At 52.6% G+C, this 18430-nt stretch carries 15 protein-coding genes and 1 other RNA gene; 10 read left to right on the forward strand and 6 right to left on the reverse strand.

What is annotated here, in order from left to right; all coding sequences use genetic code 11:
* Positions 1-810: an invasion regulator SirB1 gene (gene sirB1, locus N0B36_RS14040; protein WP_003020775.1), complete on the forward strand. Its 810-nt coding sequence runs from the start codon at positions 1-3 to the stop codon at positions 808-810.
* Between the two features lie 35 nt (positions 811-845).
* Positions 846-1700, forward strand: coding sequence for a 3-deoxy-8-phosphooctulonate synthase (kdsA, locus tag N0B36_RS14045; protein WP_016156739.1), 855 nt, complete (start codon positions 846-848; stop codon positions 1698-1700).
* Positions 1701-1852: 152 nt separating this feature from the next.
* Here kdsA and chaA read toward each other — a convergent pair whose 3' ends face one another.
* Positions 1853-2953, reverse strand: a complete 1101-nt coding sequence (gene chaA / locus N0B36_RS14050) for a sodium-potassium/proton antiporter ChaA (protein ID WP_016153289.1) — start codon at positions 2951-2953, stop codon at positions 1853-1855.
* Between the two features lie 275 nt (positions 2954-3228).
* On the opposite strand from chaA, the gene chaB reads away from it, so the two are divergent.
* Positions 3229-3459, forward strand: a complete 231-nt coding sequence (chaB, locus tag N0B36_RS14055) for a putative cation transport regulator ChaB (protein ID WP_259688517.1) — start codon at positions 3229-3231, stop codon at positions 3457-3459.
* A gap of 196 nt (positions 3460-3655) precedes the next feature.
* The gene (locus tag N0B36_RS14060) at positions 3656-4351 is read left to right on the forward strand and encodes a gamma-glutamylcyclotransferase (RefSeq protein WP_016156738.1); all 696 of its coding nucleotides are present in this window, start codon (positions 3656-3658) and stop codon (positions 4349-4351) included.
* Positions 4352-4405: 54 nt separating this feature from the next.
* Here N0B36_RS14060 and N0B36_RS14065 read toward each other — a convergent pair whose 3' ends face one another.
* Both N0B36_RS14065 and N0B36_RS14070 read right to left on the reverse strand, forming a co-directional pair.
* Positions 4406-4651: a DUF1883 domain-containing protein gene (locus N0B36_RS14065; protein WP_003833405.1), complete on the reverse strand. Its 246-nt coding sequence runs from the start codon at positions 4649-4651 to the stop codon at positions 4406-4408.
* 262 nt (positions 4652-4913) lie between these two features.
* The gene (locus N0B36_RS14070; RefSeq protein ID WP_049042858.1) at positions 4914-5267 is read right to left on the reverse strand and encodes a DsrE/DsrF/TusD sulfur relay family protein; all 354 of its coding nucleotides are present in this window, start codon (positions 5265-5267) and stop codon (positions 4914-4916) included.
* 175 nt (positions 5268-5442) lie between these two features.
* Here N0B36_RS14070 and N0B36_RS14075 point away from each other — a divergent pair, with 175 nt between their 5' ends.
* The gene (locus tag N0B36_RS14075) at positions 5443-6828 is read left to right on the forward strand and encodes a YchO/YchP family invasin (RefSeq protein ID WP_071600324.1); all 1386 of its coding nucleotides are present in this window, start codon (positions 5443-5445) and stop codon (positions 6826-6828) included.
* Positions 6829-6849: 21 nt separating this feature from the next.
* Here the strand turns inward: N0B36_RS14075 and narL are convergent, their stop codons facing one another.
* Together narL and narX are read right to left on the reverse strand one after the other, a co-directional pair.
* Entirely contained in the window at positions 6850-7500 is a 651-nt protein-coding gene (narL, locus tag N0B36_RS14080) for a two-component system response regulator NarL (protein ID WP_003020756.1), read from the reverse strand.
* Positions 7493-9289, reverse strand: coding sequence for a nitrate/nitrite two-component system sensor histidine kinase NarX (gene narX / locus N0B36_RS14085; protein WP_259688518.1), 1797 nt, complete (start codon positions 9287-9289; stop codon positions 7493-7495). Before narX ends, narL begins: the two co-directional genes overlap by 8 nt.
* 340 nt (positions 9290-9629) lie before the next feature.
* Between narX and N0B36_RS14090 the strand changes: the two genes are divergently transcribed.
* The 5 genes from N0B36_RS14090 to narI all read left to right on the forward strand — a co-directional run bounded on the left by N0B36_RS14090 (position 9630) and on the right by narI (position 18079).
* Positions 9630-11021 (forward strand): NarK family nitrate/nitrite MFS transporter, encoded by a 1392-nt coding sequence (locus N0B36_RS14090; RefSeq protein WP_259688519.1) that lies wholly within the window; start codon positions 9630-9632, stop codon positions 11019-11021.
* A 395-nt stretch (positions 11022-11416) separates the two neighbouring features.
* Complete coding sequence (locus N0B36_RS14095) at positions 11417-15160, forward strand: nitrate reductase subunit alpha (RefSeq protein ID WP_259688520.1); 3744 nt, start codon at positions 11417-11419, stop codon at positions 15158-15160.
* On the forward strand, positions 15157-16695 hold the full coding sequence (gene narH, locus N0B36_RS14100; RefSeq protein WP_003833388.1) for a nitrate reductase subunit beta: 1539 nt from the start codon (positions 15157-15159) through the stop codon (positions 16693-16695). The genes N0B36_RS14095 and narH overlap by 4 nt, the downstream gene beginning before the upstream one ends.
* Positions 16692-17402, forward strand: a complete 711-nt coding sequence (narJ, locus tag N0B36_RS14105) for a nitrate reductase molybdenum cofactor assembly chaperone (protein WP_016153282.1) — start codon at positions 16692-16694, stop codon at positions 17400-17402. The genes narH and narJ overlap by 4 nt, the downstream gene beginning before the upstream one ends.
* A complete protein-coding gene (gene narI, locus N0B36_RS14110) occupies positions 17402-18079 on the forward strand; it encodes a respiratory nitrate reductase subunit gamma (protein WP_016153281.1) in 678 nt (225 codons plus the stop codon). The genes narJ and narI overlap by 1 nt, the downstream gene beginning before the upstream one ends.
* A 166-nt stretch (positions 18080-18245) precedes the next feature.
* On the opposite strand, the gene N0B36_RS14115 is transcribed toward narI, so the two are convergent.
* Positions 18246-18377, reverse strand: a non-coding RNA gene (locus N0B36_RS14115) — RtT sRNA.
* Positions 18378-18430 lie beyond the last annotated feature (53 nt).

Here is an 18430-nt window from a genome sequence, read left to right on the forward strand (position 1 = left end):
ATGAGGTCGTTAGCTGATTTCGAATTTAATAAAGCGCCATTGTGTGATGGGATGATCCTGGCGTCGGAGTCTATCCGTCTGGATTTTCCAACACAAACTGTCTACGACGAACTGGAACGTCTGGTCAGTCTGGCGCAAGAAGAAATTAGCCAGCTCCTGTCTCAGGATGAGCAACTGGAAAAACTGCTGGCACTTTTTTACGGCGAATGGGGATTTACGGATACCCACGGCGTCTATCGTCTTTCTGATGCACTCTGGCTTGACCAGGTACTGAAAAATCGGCAGGGCAGCGCCGTGTCTCTGGGGGCGATCTTATTGTGGATTGCCAACAGACTGGAGCTGCCGCTGGTACCGGTGATTTTCCCGACGCAACTGATCCTTCGTATTGAGTCGCTCGATGGTGAAATGTGGCTAATCAATCCATTCAATGGCGAAACGTTAAATGAGCACACGCTGGAAGTGTGGTTGAAGGGGAACATCAGCCCGGTCGCGGAGCTGTTTAACGAAGACCTGGATGAGGCGGATAACGCGGAAGTGATCCGCAAACTGCTCGACACGCTGAAATCATCACTGATGGAAGAGCGGCAAATGGAGCTGGCGCTGCGTGCCAGTGAAGCACTATTGCAGTTTAATCCTGAAGATCCGTATGAAATTCGCGATCGTGGTTTAATATACGCGCAGCTCGAGTGCGAACATGTTGCGCTGACAGATTTAAGTTATTTCGTTGAACAGTGTCCGGAAGACCCGATCAGCGAAATGATTCGTGCGCAAATTAATACTATTTCGCACAAACAAATTGTATTGCATTGATTAATCACACTTTACCTACCGTTTAAGGCGATCCTATGAAACAAAAAGTGGTTAGCATTGGCGACATCAACGTGGCAAATGACCTGCCGTTCGTGCTGTTTGGCGGAATGAACGTGCTGGAATCCCGCGATCTGGCGATGCGCATTTGTGAGCACTACGTAACCGTTACTCAAAAGCTGGGTATCCCTTACGTGTTTAAAGCCTCCTTTGATAAAGCCAACCGTTCTTCCATCCACTCTTACCGTGGACCGGGCCTTGAAGAAGGGATGAAAATCTTCCAGGAACTGAAACAGACTTTTGGCGTAAAAGTGATCACCGACGTTCACGAAGCCAGCCAGGCACAGCCTGTTGCTGATGTGGTGGATGTGATTCAGCTTCCGGCATTCCTCGCTCGTCAGACCGATCTGGTGGAAGCGATGGCGAAAACCGGTGCTGTAATCAACGTTAAGAAACCGCAGTTCATCAGCCCGGCTCAGATGGGCAACATCGTGGATAAATTCCATGAAGGCGGCAACGATAAGGTTATTCTGTGCGACCGTGGTGCGAACTTTGGTTATGACAACCTGGTTGTGGACATGCTGGGCTTCAGCGTGATGAAGAAAGTCTCCGGCAACTCACCGGTGATTTTTGACGTTACCCATGCGCTGCAGTGCCGCGATCCGTTTGGCGCAGCAAGCGGCGGTCGTCGGGCGCAGGTTACCGAACTGGCGCGTGCCGGTATGGCGGTTGGTCTGGCAGGTCTGTTTATTGAAGCGCATCCGGATCCAGCCAATGCGAAATGCGATGGTCCATCCGCGCTGCCGCTGGCGAAGCTGGAACAGTTCCTGACGCAGATTAAAGCGATTGATGACCTGGTGAAAAGCTTCGACGAGCTGGATACCGAGAACTAAGTGAGTGTGACAGGCCGGAATTTCCCTCCGGCCTGCTATTTGAAAAGGGTGTCAAGGTCGCCGTCAGGCACCAGACGCGCCATCGATTGTGTTATATCGGCAGAAAAGAAAACGGCCCTCAAGAGGACCGTGCGGTACGTCTAAAATAATAATCAGGCAAATATTGTCATCAGATAGGCGATAAACAGTGCCAGATGCGCTGCACCGTTAAGCACATTGGTGCGTCCGGTGGAGAAAGAGATCTGACACAGAACCAGTGATGAAACCATCACAATCATCTCTGGCGCCCCCAGCGCAAACATCAAATCATTCCCGGTTGCCCATGCAATCAGCGTCACCACCGGTACGGTCAGCGAAATTGTGGCTAACACCGAACCGAAGAATAAATTCATTGCCCGCTGTACCTGATTGCTCAGAACCGCTTTCAGTGCGCCCAGTCCTTCAGGCGAAAGTATCAGTAACGCGACCAGGAAACCCGTAAATGCGACTGGCGCATTCAGTTCAGTCAGCAAGGTCTCAAGCGGGCTGGCGTTCATCTTGGTCACGGCGATAACAGCGATCAGATGAATGATAAGCCAGGCGGCGTGCCACAGATTGCTGTGCGCTGACGGCTTACCGTGATGCGGGTCGTCGTCGTCACCCTCGTCTTCATGCTCGTAAATGAACAGACTTTGGTGCGTTTTAGTTTGAATCAGCAAAAATACGCCGTACATCGCCGCAGAAATTAACGCCACCAACAGCGCCTGCGCGGTAGTGAAATTTGCCCCCGGCAACGCCATCGGGAATACCAGTACAATAATGGCCAGTGGGAACAGGGCGATTAAATACTGCTTAATACCAAATAGGTTCATATACTGAGTGGCAAATTTACGGCCACCTAACAGTAATGAAAAACCGACCAGACCCCCGGTTACGATCATAATGATTGAATACAGCGTATCGCGCATGAGTGTAGGTGCGGCATCGCCGGTTGCCATTAATGCGGAGATTAAGCTGACTTCAAGAATAACAACGGACAAACTGAGGATCAGCGACCCGTAGGGTTCGCCAAGTCGATGCGCTAATACGTCCGCATGACGGACAACGCTGAATGCGCTGCTTAATATACCAATAAGGGCCAGCGCATTAATACCGATGACCACTGGTAGTGACTGACTGCTCCCCCAGAAGAACAGTACTACCAGCGCCAAAATCGGGAAGACGAGAGAGGTCTCCTTGTGGCGGGTTTTTACCGCCTCATGTGCTTGTGTCATTGCATTAATTCTCCATCTCTGCAGGTATTTATAATTATAAAAAGTATTAAAGAATGTAAAAAATAACAGAAAACGTGGTTTTGTAGGTGACATTTTACGAAATTTTACTACATCACCTGTTTTCCCTCTCAGCGCGGCCAAAAACCAATTTCTTGTTTATAGACTGTTTAATTAACAGAAGGTTAGGTAAAGAAAATTTTTAAAAATGTCCATTATTGGCGTCTCGCCGCATTGTTAACCACACTTAAGGTTTAGCCTAAAAAGAGGAGTTCACAATGCCCTATAAATCTAAAAGCGATCTGCCTGACAGCGTGCAGCACGTTCTGCCAGCCCATGCTCAAGACATTTATAAAGAAGCTTTCAACAGCGCCTGGGAACAGTATAAAGACAAATCTGACCGCCGTGACGATGCCACCCGAGAAGATACTGCACATAAGGTGGCGTGGGCCGCGGTTAAAAATGATTACCAAAAAGGTGATGATGGTAAATGGCATAAAAAGACGTAACAGTATCAATTATAATGCCTTTATAAACTCGCTTGCATCAGGCGTTAGCGAATCGTGCTACGCCGCGCGGTTACTGGCTTGCAAGCGAGCGGTGAATTGCCTATTGTCCAGCTATTGGTTTCAAAATGAGCAGTAAAAAAGCCCGGAAGGCGTCAAAAAAGTTGTCGCAGGGAAGCAGCAGTGGCGGAGGTGTAAGGTGTTAACGCGTGATTTTTTATTGAATGCCGACTGTAAGACGGCATTTGGTGCTATTGAAGAATCACTACTCTGGTCAGCGGAACAACGTGCAGCCTCACTGGCCGCCACGCTCGCTTGTCGACCAGATGATGGACCGGTGTGGATCTTCGGTTATGGATCGTTGATGTGGAACCCGGCCTTAGAGTTTGAAGAGTCCTGTACCGGCACATTAGTCGGCTGGCACCGTGCATTTTGTCTGCGCCTGACGGCGGGGCGAGGAACGGCGTGTCAGCCAGGACGCATGCTGGCCCTGAAAGAGGGCGGACGCACCACCGGTGTGGCCTACCGTTTGCCGGACGCGTCGCTGGAACAAGAGCTTTCTCTGTTGTGGAAGCGAGAAATGATCACCGGATGCTATCTGCCGACCTGGTGCCAGCTGGCGCTTGATGACGGCCGTACGGTGAACGCGCTGGTGTTTATTATGGATCCGCGCCATCCGTTGTTTGAGTCAGACACGCGCGCGCAGGTGATCGCGCCGCTTATTGCCGCGGCCAGCGGACCTTTAGGCACTAATGCCCAGTATCTGTTCTCGCTGGAACAAGAGCTGGTCAAGCTGGGGATGCAGGATGATTGCCTTAATGATCTGGTGATCACGGTCAAACGATTGTTGGGAGAGAACCTGCCGGAAGGCGTTATGCGGCCAGGGTTTGCCTGAACCCGGCGTGGAATTGTATGCCCGAAAGCCAGGCGCTTTTCGGGCATGTCACGCTTAGGCTGCAATATAACTTATCGAATGCTCAAGCGACTGACTGTGGCTGTCGATCAGCACGTTCCAGACGCCGGTATAGGGCACGGTCAACCATGCGTTATCACGATCCTGCACGCTTAAGATGTCGGACTGCGTGTCTTTGACGTGATTTTTTTCGCTCATCAGGTGGATGTGACAGCGCTCGGAACAGCGCACAACCACCGTATCGCCACCAAATAACTTTAAACTTGCCTTCACTAATGCCATTTTTCCCCCCGTTCTTGAAAACAACGTACTTTCTGTCGAAAGTGCTGCGTGATGTTGTTCACATTTCACTCATTGCATAACACCAAAGGGGGAGCAACAGGATGCTGATTTTGATCAAAAAATGGCATAACGATTAAACAAAAGTGACAAAACACTTAAAAAGGGTTGAACGGGCGTGCTAACGTTCAACGAAACCGCGCCCATCAAATATTAAATCCGGAAATTATCGACACTTTCAGTGCGCTTTCCTGAAAACGGTATATCAGAAGGTCAACACTTTATCTGCAGCCAGCGTCCATTGAGCCAGTTCTACCAGCGTGCCGACGGCCACTCCGTCAATTAACGGCAGCGCCGTGATCCCACGACCATCGGTGCAGGTTTTGCACAGTTTTACCGGAACATTTTGCGCAGTCAGGATCTCCAGCATTTGCTGAATATTGTAGCCCTCCGCGGGTTTCTGACCACGTAATCCTGCGGTTACGGCGTCAGACATTAAAAACAGACGCAGGTCGAGAGCGGCTTCCTGTTCGCGCAGGGCGATAGCCAGACGCAGGCTGTTAAATAACGATTCGCTTCCATAAGCCGCTCCGTTCGCGACGATCACTATCTTTTGCATTTTTACTCCTGTTACTGCATGTAAGCGTTAATAACCGACACGTATGTTACACCTATTTCTCAATGCCAGGATAATGCCGAAAAAAGGGGGAGGGGCTGAAAATCAACGCTGAAAACGTTATGGTTTAAGATAAGTATGCCACTGTGGCTAATTGATGTAAGAAACCACTAACGATTTGAGCCGTATTATCTGTTCTTCTCTTGCTGTATTCGCACTCTTGCCGCTGGCAGGCGGTACTGCTAACGCGCAGTCGTCCTTTGTGCACCAGGCTGAAAACCCTTTCGATAACAATAGTGATGGCTTGCCCGACCTTGGCATGGCCCCGGAGTCGCGGGCAGGCGAAAAGCATTTTGCCGAAATGGTCAAAGCGTTTGGTGAAGCCAGCATGACTGATAACGGGCTTGATACCGGTGAACAGGCGAAGCAGTTCGCGTTTGGCCAGGTGCGAGATACGGTCAGCGAACAGGTGAATCAGCAACTGGAATCCTGGCTTTCTCCTTGGGGAAACGCCAGCATCGGGTTGCAGGTGGATAACGAAGGCAGTTTTACTGGGAGTCGGGGAAGCTGGTTTGTGCCGTGGCAGGACAATCAACGTTATCTTACCTGGAGCCAGCTAGGAGTGACGCAACAGGACGACGGCTTAGTCAGTAATGCGGGGATTGGGCAACGTTGGGTACGCGACGGTTGGTTACTGGGTTACAACACCTTTTATGACAACTTACTGGATGAAAATCTGCCCCGCGGAGGCCTCGGCGCAGAGGCGTGGGGCGAATATTTGCGCTTATCCGCTAACTATTATCAACCGTTGTCTTCCTGGCAGGATCGTTTTGCAACCCAGCAACAACGGATGGCCCGCGGCTACGATCTGACCGCGCAAATGCGGATGCCGTTCTATCAACACCTCAATACCAGCGTCAGCGTGGAACAGTATTTTGGCGACCGGGTGGATCTATTTCATTCGGGAACCGGGTATCACAATCCGGTGGCGGTGAACCTCGGGCTGAGCTATACACCGGTGCCGCTAATCACGGTGACAGCGCAGCATAAGCAGGGGGAAAGCGGCATTAGCCAGAATAACCTCGGCTTAACCCTTAGTTACCGTTTTGGCGTGCCGTTAAAAAAACAGTTGATGGTCAGTGAGGTGGCGAACAGCCGTTCACTGCGCGGCAGTCGTTATGATGATCCGCAGCGTAACAATTTGCCGACGCTGGAGTATCGTCAGCGTAAAACGCTGTCGGTATTTTTGGCCACGCCACCCTGGGATCTCAAACCGGGAGAGACGGTGGCGCTGAAGCTGCAGGTGCGTAGTTTGCATGGGATCCGCCACCTGACGTGGCAGGGCGATACTCAGGCGTTGAGCTTAACGGCTGGCAGCAATAACCGAAGCGCGCAGGGCTGGACGATTATTATGCCGAAGTGGGACAGCAGAGAAGGTGCGACGAACCGCTGGCGGTTGTCTGTGGTGGTAGAAGATGAGCAGGGCCAGCGTGTCTCTTCCAATGAGATCACGCTATCACTGACCGAACCGTTTACTACCGTTTCGGAAAATGATCCTCGTTAACAATGACGCATGCGCGCGTTATCAGAAAATACGTTCCTGGTGCACCCATACCGCGGCTTCAACACGTGATTTGAGCTTCATTTTCTTCAGCATATGCTTCACGTGAACTTTTACCGTGCTTTCGGTGATGTCCAGGCGGCGGGCGATCATCTTGTTAGGCAGACCCTGGGCGATGAGCTTAAGAATATCGCGTTCGCGCGGCGTCAGTTGGGTAACATCACGGTCGGACGTTGCACGATTGGCGCGTAGGCTGGCGGCCAGAACCGGCGTTAAGGCTTCGCTCAGCACCATTTCACCGGCAGCCGCTTGCTGCAATGCTTTCAGCAAATCTTCCGGCTCCATATCTTTCAGCAGATAACCGTCGGCACCGCGCTTCAGTGCAGTAACCACGTCTTCTTCATGGTTGGATACGCTAAACACGACGATACGGCCTGACAGTGATTTCTCACGCAGCTTGTCGAGTGTTTCCAAACCGTTCATGCCAGGCATGTTGAGATCAAGAAGGATCAGATCGGGATCAAGGGATTCTGCCAGCTCGATACCCTGCTCACCATTGCTGGCTTCGCCGACAACGGTGATATCGGGCGCCATGCTGACAAGCTGTTTTACACCGGTTCGCAGCATCGGATGATCGTCGATCAACAGGATGGTTGCCGGTTCCAGATTACTCATGGGTATCTCCTTGGACTTCTGTGAAGTTTGTTTCGGGAATAAAAGTGACAGCAACTTCAGTACCGCCTGTCTCGCGACGGCGTACACGGCAATCGCCGCGCAAGCTTTGCGCACGGTCGCGCATGATTATCATGCCGTAGTGGTTACTGCGTTCGGCGTTTTCCGGTACGCCGCAGCCGTTATCTTGCACTGTTAGTTTGACCTGCTTACCATTTTGCACCACCGTCACAACTACTTCATCGGCCTGAGAGTGTTTGAGGGCGTTGCTCAGGGCTTCGCGCGCAATTTGTAGCAGGTGAATCGCCTGATACGAAGGGACCAGACGCGGTGGCAGCTGATAATCCAGCTTAACCGTAAAGCCAAAACGCGCGCTGTATTCCTGACAGCTGGCTTCCAGCGCCGGTCTTAATCCAGGTTCCGTCAGCTGTAAACGGAATGTCGTTAACAGCTCGCGCAGTTGCGCCCAGGAGGCGTTCAACTCGTTACGAATCTGACTGAGCAGCTCGCGGCAGTTATCTGAAAGCGCATCGCCCTGCATCTGCAAACAGCTCACCTGCATCTTCATACAGGAGAGCGATTGTGCAATAGAATCATGAAGTTCGCGCGCAATGGTGGTACGCTCTTCCATCACGATCAACTGCTGCTGACGCTCCTGATGCCTGTCGAGTGCAAGCGTTGCGGTCAGTTGCTCAACCAGGGTATCAACCAGTTGCTGCTGATCGTGGCTGAGATGGCGTCCGTACGGCAAAGTCGCGAGCAGGATACCATACTGGGTATGGGCGTCGGTTAGCCGCCATTTCAGTGTGATACCGCCGTCAATGGCGGGTAGCGTACCGCGCGGACACAAATGGCAGCCTTTCTCATCACAGCTGACATTGGACTGGCAGGTAAATTCCTGATGATTATCTTCATCTTCCAGGTCATAGACCCGCAGTTCAATATCATGCAGCAGGGTCAAATTTTGCAGACCGTTCAGTACCGGAGAGAGGCGTTCGCACAACGGCACCTGAGAGTGCAGGCGGCGGTTGGCTTGCCACAGGAAAGAGAGGATCTGATTTTTGTGCTCCAGACCCGCCGTTTTCTCCTGTACCCGCTGTTCCAGCACCGCGTAACTTTCGGCCAGTTCTTCCGACATATTATTCAGCGCCGAGCCCAGCGCTGCCATCTCATTACGCCCACTGATATGTGCGCGTTGGGTAAAATCACGTTGACTGACGGCTCGCGCCATCGCCAGCAGTTGTTTCCACGGCTGTAACAGGCGCACGCGCAGCCAGATAATGGTGAAGACCAGCAGCAATGCCATAAATACGGCCATCAGGCGATGCAGCAAGACGACGCGTTCAATGCGTAACTCGGTGGTATGGTCAAAGGCGGTGACCAGCTTATCCAGTCCGCCCACAAAGCGCCTGACATCCTGCGCTACCGCATCAGGCGTTTGCGCATGCGCAAGCCCCGGTGCCAGTTTGGTGTGCCAGTAATCCTGTAAGGCTTTTAACTGCGCCTGTTGTCCGTCACGCTGCGCGGCACGCGTCAATTCCGGGCTAAACGCCGTTTGCTCCATTTCATCCAGTAGTGGTTGATCGTTGGCGTCCAGCGGTATGGCTGCCAGCAGGCGATAGCTTTGCATGCGTAGCGATCCCGCTTTGTTGATTGCATGCGCGCTACCCTGAACGCCCTGAACCAGCCAGCCAGAGACTGCCATACCCGCCACGCCGATGGCAGTAGACAATAAAACAATCAGCGCCACCTGGTTGACCAGCGTAAGCGGGGAAAGACAACGTTTAAACATGGTGACTTGTTCCTTCGGGTTTTCGTAAAACCGAAAACCTTATTGAATGACGATTCTGCTGCAGGCAGTGGCGTTATTCTCGGCGATACACTGGAGTATACCCATACCTCAAACGGGCTACCCCTTAATTGCCGCCAGAGGGAGAGATCCTAAACGAGGGGGAGTAGGGGACGACAGAAGCGTGAAAAACCACATCTTTTTTACCGAAGTTATGTACTCATTTAGGATGATGATAAATTTCAGGCATCAATAATGACACCTTTTCCTTTGATTTATATCAACTTACCTCCAGCTGTAAACCCTAATGTGGCAGGCATCGAAACAAGTATCAGAGGTGTCTATGAGTCACTCATCTGCCCCGGAAAGGGCATCTGGAGCTGTAATTACTGAATGGCGGCCGGAAGATCCCGCCTTCTGGCAGCAGCGTGGTCATCGAATCGCCAGCCGTAACCTGTGGATTTCCGTCCCTTGCTTGCTGCTGGCGTTTTGCGTGTGGATGTTATTTAGCGCCGTGGCGGTGAACTTACCGAAAGTCGGATTTGATTTCACCACTGAACAACTGTTCATGCTGACGGCATTACCTTCGGTGTCCGGTGCGCTGCTGCGTGTACCGTACTCCTTTATGGTCCCCCTGTTTGGTGGACGTCGCTGGACGGCGTTCAGCACCGGTATCCTGATCATTCCTTGCGTATGGTTAGGTTTTGCGGTGCAGGATACCTCCACGCCATTTAGTACCTTTATCATTATCTCGCTGTTGTGCGGTTTTGCCGGCGCGAACTTTGCCTCCAGCATGGCAAACATCAGCTTCTTCTTTCCAAAACAGAAACAGGGTGGCGCGCTGGGTCTGAACGGTGGTCTGGGTAACATGGGCGTCAGCGTGATGCAGTTAGTCGCTCCGCTGGTGGTTTCACTGTCAATCTTTGCCGCATTTGGCAGCCAGGGTGTTGAACAACCGGATGGTACGCAACTGTATCTGGCAAACGCCGCATGGATTTGGGTACCGTTCCTGGCTGTATTAACGCTGGCCGCATGGTTTGGTATGAATGAACTGGCAACCTCAAAAGCTTCGCTGAAAGAGCAATTGCCGGTGCTGAAACGCGGGCACCTGTGGATTATGAGCCTGCTGTATCTGGCAACCTTCGGTTCATTTATCGGTTTCTCTGCCGGTTTCGCAATGCTGTCAAAAACGCAGTTTCCTGAGGTACAGATCCTGCATTACGCCTTCTTTGGACCGTTGATTGGCGCTCTGGCTCGTTCAGCAGGCGGCGCAATCTCTGACCGACTGGGGGGGACCCGCGTAACGCTGGTGAACTTCGTGCTGATGGCTATTTTCAGTGCCTTACTGTTCCTGACGCTGCCATCAAACGGTGTCGGTGGCAACTTTATCGCCTTCTTTGCGGTGTTCCTGGCGCTGTTCCTAACGGCTGGTCTGGGGAGTGGTTCAACCTTCCAGATGATCTCCGTTATCTTTCGCAAGCTGACGATGGACAGAGTGAAAGCTGAAGGCGGTTCAGAAGAGAAAGCGATGCGCGAGGCGGCGACCGACACCGCGGCAGCGCTGGGCTTTATTTCAGCTATTGGTGCGATCGGCGGCTTCTTTATCCCGAAAGCATTCGGTACGTCCCTGGCATTAACTGGCTCCCCGGTCGATGCGATGAAAGTATTCCTGATCTTCTATGTCGGCTGTGTGGTTATCACCTGGGCGGTGTACGGACGTCATTCTAAAAAATAAAAAAGTAGTAACTGTTGATTATCCATTGCGCGGTGTTAGACCGCGCTTTTTTTTGCCTGCTATTAGTTACAACATACTTTTATATTGTGACGCGACAACAGCCTGTTAGAACGGTGCTCGCAATATGCTAAACAGGGGGGATACCCCTTAATACCCACTTATAAAGAATTTAACATTTGTATGATGAGTGGGTTTAAAAAACTCAATAAAATTCAATATGTTGATTGATTTGTCGATATCCCACTAAGGGGGTATGTGAAAATCGACCCTTAATTTTCATCCCTGCCTGCCTTGATCGTTATCAATTCTCACGCCCTTTCAGAGCGTTACCTTCGCTCTCAATCAAGCAATGTCGATTTATCAGAGAGCCGTCAGGCTCCTACAGGAGAAAACCGATGAGTAAATTCCTGGACCGGTTTCGCTACTTCAAGCAGAAGGGCGAAACCTTTGCCGATGGGCACGGCCAGCTTCTCAATACCAATAGGGACTGGGAGGATGGATACCGCCAGCGTTGGCAGCATGACAAAATCGTGCGTTCAACCCACGGTGTAAACTGCACCGGCTCATGCAGCTGGAAAATCTATGTGAAAAATGGTCTGGTGACCTGGGAAACCCAGCAAACTGACTACCCACGCACTCGTCCAGATATGCCCAACCACGAGCCTCGCGGCTGCCCGCGTGGTGCAAGCTATTCATGGTATCTCTACAGCGCTAACCGTCTGAAATACCCGCTGATGCGCAAACGTCTGATGAAGATGTGGCGTGAAGCAAAAAGACTGCACAGCGATCCGGTAGATGCATGGGCATCCATTATCGAAGACGCCGATAAAGCAAAAAGCTTCAAACAAGCGCGTGGTCGTGGTGGATTCGTTCGTTCTTCCTGGCAGGAAGTGAATGAGCTGATTGCCGCATCTAACGTTTACACCATCAAAACCTATGGTCCTGACCGCGTCGCAGGCTTCTCGCCGATCCCGGCGATGTCGATGGTTTCTTATGCGTCCGGCGCACGTTATATGTCGCTGATTGGCGGGACCTGCCTGAGCTTCTATGACTGGTACTGTGACCTGCCGCCAGCTTCCCCGCAGACCTGGGGCGAGCAGACCGACGTACCGGAATCTGCCGACTGGTATAACTCCAGCTACATTCTGGCATGGGGCTCTAACGTACCGCAGACCCGTACCCCGGATGCGCACTTCTTTACTGAAGTTCGTTATAAAGGCACCAAAACAGTAGCAATTACCCCGGACTACGCAGAAATCGCCAAACTGTGCGACCTGTGGCTGGCTCCGAAGCAGGGAACCGATGCGGCGATGGCAATGGCGATGGGTCATGTCATGCTGCGCGAGTTCCACCTCGATAACCCGAGCCAATATTTCACCGACTACGTACGTCGTTATACCGACATGCCAATGCTGGTGATGCTCGAGGAGCGCGACGGCTACTATGCTGCTGGTCGTATGCTGCGTGCTGCGGATCTGGTTGACTCTCTGGGCCAGGAAAATAACCCGGAATGGAAAACTGTCGCTATCAACAGCAACGGCGAAATGGTTGCGCCAAACGGTTCAATTGGTTTCCGTTGGGGCGAAAAAGGCAAATGGAACCTTGAGCAGCGCGATGGCACGTCCGGTGATGAAACTGAACTGCAGCTCAGCCTGCTGGGTAGCCAGGATGATATCGCTGAAGTGGGCTTCCCGTACTTTGGTGGCGAAGGCACCGAGCACTTCAGTAAAGTCGAACTGGAAAACATTCTGCTGCATAAATTGCCCGTTAAACGCCTGCAACTGGCCGATGGCTCTACGGCGCTGGTGACCACCGTTTACGATCTGACGATTGCCAACTACGGCCTGGAACGTGGTCTGAACGATGAAAACTGCGCGACCAGCTACGATGACGTGAAAGCGTACACGCCAGCGTGGGCAGAAAAAATTACAGGCGTATCACGTTCTCAGATTGTACGCATCGCCCGTGAATTTGCGGATAACGCAGATAAAACGCACGGTCGTTCGATGATTATCGTTGGCGCCGGTTTGAACCACTGGTACCACCTCGATATGAACTATCGTGGCCTGATCAATATGCTGGTGTTCTGTGGCTGTATCGGCCAGAGCGGCGGCGGCTGGGCCCACTACGTAGGGCAGGAAAAACTGCGTCCGCAAACCGGCTGGCAGCCGCTGGCGTTTGCTCTTGACTGGCAGCGTCCGCCTCGTCATATGAACAGCACCTCCTACTTCTATAACCACTCCAGCCAATGGCGCTATGAGACGGTGACTGCGCAGGAACTGCTGTCCCCAATGGCAGACAAATCCCGCTATAGCGGTCATTTGATTGACTTTAACGTTCGCGCTGAGCGTATGGGCTGGTTACCGTCTGCGCCGCAGTTAGGGACTAACCCGCTGTATATCGCGAAAGAAGCGCAGAAAGCAGGTATGACGCCGGTGGACTACACCGTTAAATCCCTGAAAGAAGGTTCTATTCGCTTTGCGGCAGAGCAGCCGGAAAACGGTAAAAACCATCCGCGTAACCTGTTTATCTGGCGTTCAAACCTGCTCGGTTCTTCAGGTAAAGGCCACGAGTACATGCTCAAGTATCTGCTGGGTACTGAACATGGTATTCAGGGCAAAGATCTCGGCGAGCAGAGCGGCGTGAAGCCAGAAGAAGTGGAATGGCAGGATAACGGACTGGACGGCAAACTGGATCTGGTCGTTACGCTGGACTTCCGCCTGTCGAGCACCTGTCTGTATTCCGATATCGTGCTGCCGACCGCTACCTGGTATGAAAAAGACGACATGAATACCTCGGATATGCATCCGTTTATTCATCCTCTGTCTGCGGCCGTTGACCCGGCCTGGGAATCGAAGAGCGACTGGGAAATCTATAAAGCCATCGCCAAGAAATTCTCTGAAGTTTGTGTGGGCCACCTCGGTAAAGAAACCGACGTCGTTACGCTGCCGATTCAGCACGACTCCGCCGCTGAACTGGCGCAGCCGCTGGACGTGAAGGACTGGAAAAAAGGGGAATGCGACCTGATTCCAGGTGTTACGGCACCGCACATCATGACCGTAGAGCGTGATTATCCGGCAACGTACGAGCGTTTCACCTCCATCGGTCCGCTGATGGAAAAAATCGGTAACGGCGGTAAAGGGATTGCCTGGAACACCCAGAGCGAAATGGATCTGCTGCGTAAGCTCAACTACACCAAGGCTGACGGTCCGGCGAAAGGCCAACCGATGCTGGATACCGCAATTGATGCTGCTGAGATGATCCTGACGCTGGCTCCGGAAACTAACGGTCAGGTTGCCGTTAAAGCCTGGGCGGCTCTGAGTGAATTTACCGGTCGTGACCATACGCATCTGGCGCTGAATAAAGAAGACGAAAAAATTCGTTTCCGCGACATCCAGGCGCAGCCGCGCAAAATTATCTCCAGTCCGACCTGGTCAGGTCTGGAAGATGAACATGTGTCTTATAACGCCGGTTATACCAACGTTCATGAGCTGATCCCATGGCGTACGCTGTCTGGTCGCCAGCAGTTGTATCAGGATCACCAGTGGATGCGTGACTTCGGTGAGAGCCTGCTGGTGTATCGTCCGCCAATCGACACCCGTTCGGTGAAAGCGGTGATCGGCGAGAAATCTAACGGTAACCCGGAAAAAGCGCTCAACTTCCTGACGCCGCACCAGAAATGGGGTATCCACTCCACCTACAGCGACAACCTGCTGATGCTGACGCTGTCTCGCGGTGGTCCGATTGTGTGGATGAGTGAAGTTGATGCGAAGGATCTGGGTATCGAAGATAACGACTGGATCGAAGTCTTCAACAGCAACGGTGCGCTGACGGCGCGTGCAGTTGTCAGCCAGCGTGTGCCGGCCGGGATGACCATGATGTACCACGCGCAGGAACGTATCGTTAACCTGCCGGGTTCTGAAATCACCCAGCAGCGCGGCGGGATCCACAACTCGGTAACCCGTATTACGCCGAAACCAACTCACATGATCGGTGGTTATGCGCAACTGGCATACGGCTTTAACTACTACGGTACCGTCGGTTCAAACCGAGATGAGTTCGTAGTTGTACGTAAGATGAAGAACATTAACTGGTTGGATGGCGAAGGCAATGACCAGGTACAGGAGAGCGTAAAATGAAAATTCGTTCACAAGTCGGCATGGTGCTGAATCTCGATAAGTGCATCGGCTGCCACACCTGTTCAGTGACCTGCAAAAACGTCTGGACCAGCCGTGAAGGTATGGAGTACGCCTGGTTCAATAACGTCGAAAGTAAGCCTGGCGTTGGCTTCCCGAACGACTGGGAAAACCAGGAAAAATGGAAGGGCGGTTGGATCCGTAAAATCAACGGCAAACTGCAGCCGCGCATGGGTAACAAAGCACTGCTGCTGGGTAAAATCTTTGCTAACCCGCATCTGCCGGGCATGGATGATTACTATGAGCCGTTTGATTTTGACTACCAAACGTTGCACAACGCCCCAGCAGACAGTAAGGCGCAGCCGATTGCCCGTCCGCGTTCGCTGATCACCGGTCAGCGGATGGATAAAATCACCAGCGGTCCGAACTGGGAAGAAATTTTGGGGGGCGAGTTCGAAAAACGCGCCAAAGACCAGAACTTCGAAAACATGCAGAAGGCGATGTACGGTCAGTTCGAAAATACCTTCATGATGTATCTGCCGCGTTTGTGTGAGCATTGCCTTAACCCGGCGTGCGTGGCGACCTGCCCAAGCGGCGCTATCTACAAGCGTGAAGAAGATGGCATCGTGCTGATCGACCAGGACAAATGCCGCGGCTGGCGTATGTGTATCACTGGCTGCCCGTATAAGAAGATCTACTTCAACTGGAAGAGCGGGAAATCTGAGAAGTGCATTTTCTGCTACCCGCGTATCGAAGCCGGTCAGCCGACCGTTTGTTCCGAAACCTGCGTAGGCCGTATTCGTTACCTCGGCGTACTGCTGTATGACGCAGATGCGATCGAAAGTGCGGCAAGCACGGAGCACGAGAAAGATCTGTACCAGCGTCAACTGGACGTGTTCCTCGATCCGAACGATCCGGCTGTTATTGAACAAGCGCTGAAAGATGGTATTCCGCTGAGCGTCATTGATGCCGCACAGCAGTCGCCGGTTTACAAAATGGCGATGGACTGGAAGCTGGCGCTGCCGCTGCATCCGGAATACCGCACGCTACCGATGGTCTGGTATGTGCCGCCTTTGTCACCGATCCAGTCTGCCGCCGATGCGGGTGAGCTGGGCAGCAACGGTATTCTGCCGGACGTTGACAGTCTGCGTATCCCGGTTCAGTACCTGGCGAACCTGCTGACCGCAGGCGACACTCAGCCGGTACTGTTGGCGCTGAAACGTATGCTGGCGATGCGTCACTACAAACGTGCGGAAACCGTTGACGGTAAAGTTGATACCCGTGCGCTGGAAGAGGTGGGCTTAAGCGAAGCGCAGGCACAGGAAATGTATCGTTATCTGGCGATTGCTAACTACGAAGATCGTTTCGTGGTACCGAGCAGCCATCGTGAACTGGCGCGTGACGCGTTCCCGGAGAAAAGCGGTTGTGGCTTTACCTTCGGTGACGGTTGCCACGGTTCTGATACTAAATTCAATCTGTTCAACAGCCGCCGCATCGACGCTGTCGATGTGACCAGCAAAACGGAGCCGCACCAATGATTGAACTTGTCATTGTTTCGCGTCTGCTCGAGTACCCGGATGCTGCCTTGTGGCAGCATCAGCAGGAACTTTTCGATGCACTCGCGTCATCTGAGAACCTGGATAAAGAGGATGCCCAGACTCTGGGCATTTTCCTGCGCGATCTCACCGCGCAGGACATGCTGGATGTGCAGGCAAGCTATAGCGAACTGTTTGACCGTGGCCGCGCCACCTCGTTGCTGCTGTTTGAACATGTACACGGCGAGTCCCGCGATCGTGGTCAGGCTATGGTTGACTTGATGGCGCAGTATGAACAGCACGGTCTGCAGCTCGACAGCCGCGAACTTCCCGATCATCTGCCGCTGTATCTGGAATACCTTGCGCAGTTGCCGAAAAGCGAAGCATTAGGGGGGTTACAGGATATCGCGCCGATTCTGGCGCTGCTCAGCGCTCGCTTGCAACAGCGTGAAAGCCGTTATGCGGTGCTGTTCGATCTGCTGTTAAAACTGGCGAATACCGTTATCGACAGCGATAAAGTGGCTGAAAAAATTGCAGATGAAGCGCGTGACGATACCCCACAAGCGCTGGATGCGGTCTGGGAAGAAGAGCAGGTGAAATTCTTCGCCGATCAGGGGTGTGGTGAGTCGGAAATTTCCGCTCACCAGCGTCGTTTTGCCGGGGCCGTTGCGCCGCAGTATCTGAATATCACCACCGGAGGACAGCAATAATGCACTTCCTGAATACGTTCTTCTTTGACATCTATCCGTACATCGCGGGTTCTGTCTTTCTGATTGGCAGTTGGCTGCGTTATGACTATGGGCAGTATACCTGGCGCGCGGCTTCCAGTCAGATGCTGGATCGCAAAGGGATGAACCTGGCGTCAAACCTGTTCCACATCGGGATCCTGGGGATTTTTGCCGGGCACTTCCTTGGCATGCTGACACCACACTGGATGTATGAAGCGTGGCTGCCGCTTGAAGTGAAACAAAAGATGGCGATGTTCGCGGGTGGTGCCAGTGGTGTGATGTGTTTGATTGGCGGCGTCCTGCTGCTGAAACGCCGCCTGTTCAGCCCACGTGTGCGGGCGACCACTACCGGAGCGGACATTCTGATCCTCTCCCTGCTGGTGATCCAGTGTGCGCTGGGCCTGCTGACCATTCCGTTCTCCGCCCAGCATATGGACGGCAGCGAGATGATGAAGCTGGTGAACTGGGCGCAGACAGTGGTGACCTTCCAGGGGGGTGCGTCTCAATATCTGGATGGCGTCGCGTTCATTTTCCGTATGCACCTGGTGCTGGGTATGACGCTGTTCCTGTTGTTCCCGTTCTCGCGTCTGGTGCACATCTGGAGCGTTCCGGTCGAATATCTGACGCGCAAATACCAGATTGTTCGTGCGCGTCATTAATCGGTTATCTGTGTAAGACAAAACCCTGCTCCGGCGGGGTTTTTTTACGACTAATTGCCGGATAAGCATAGCGCATCAGGCAAATTGCCGACCCGAATTGAGGCTTGATCGAGGGTCGGGTATGGGGCATTACAGATGGATTGGATGCTGGTGCTTTATGAGGTGATGGTGGTGGGGGAAGGATTACTCAGCGCGGTGCGCTTCGCCCTTCGGGTCGTTGCCTGCGGCAACGCTTTCTCGCTAACGCTCGAATCGAACCTTAGTCGAAGCTTCTCATCCTTCCCGCTGGGGCAGAATATGAGACATTACAGATGGATTTGATACAGGTGCTTTATGAAGTGATGGTGGTGG

The sequence above is a fragment of the Citrobacter sp. XY323 genome (genome assembly GCF_025106035.1).
GTDB lineage: Bacteria > Pseudomonadota > Gammaproteobacteria > Enterobacterales > Enterobacteriaceae > Citrobacter > Citrobacter braakii.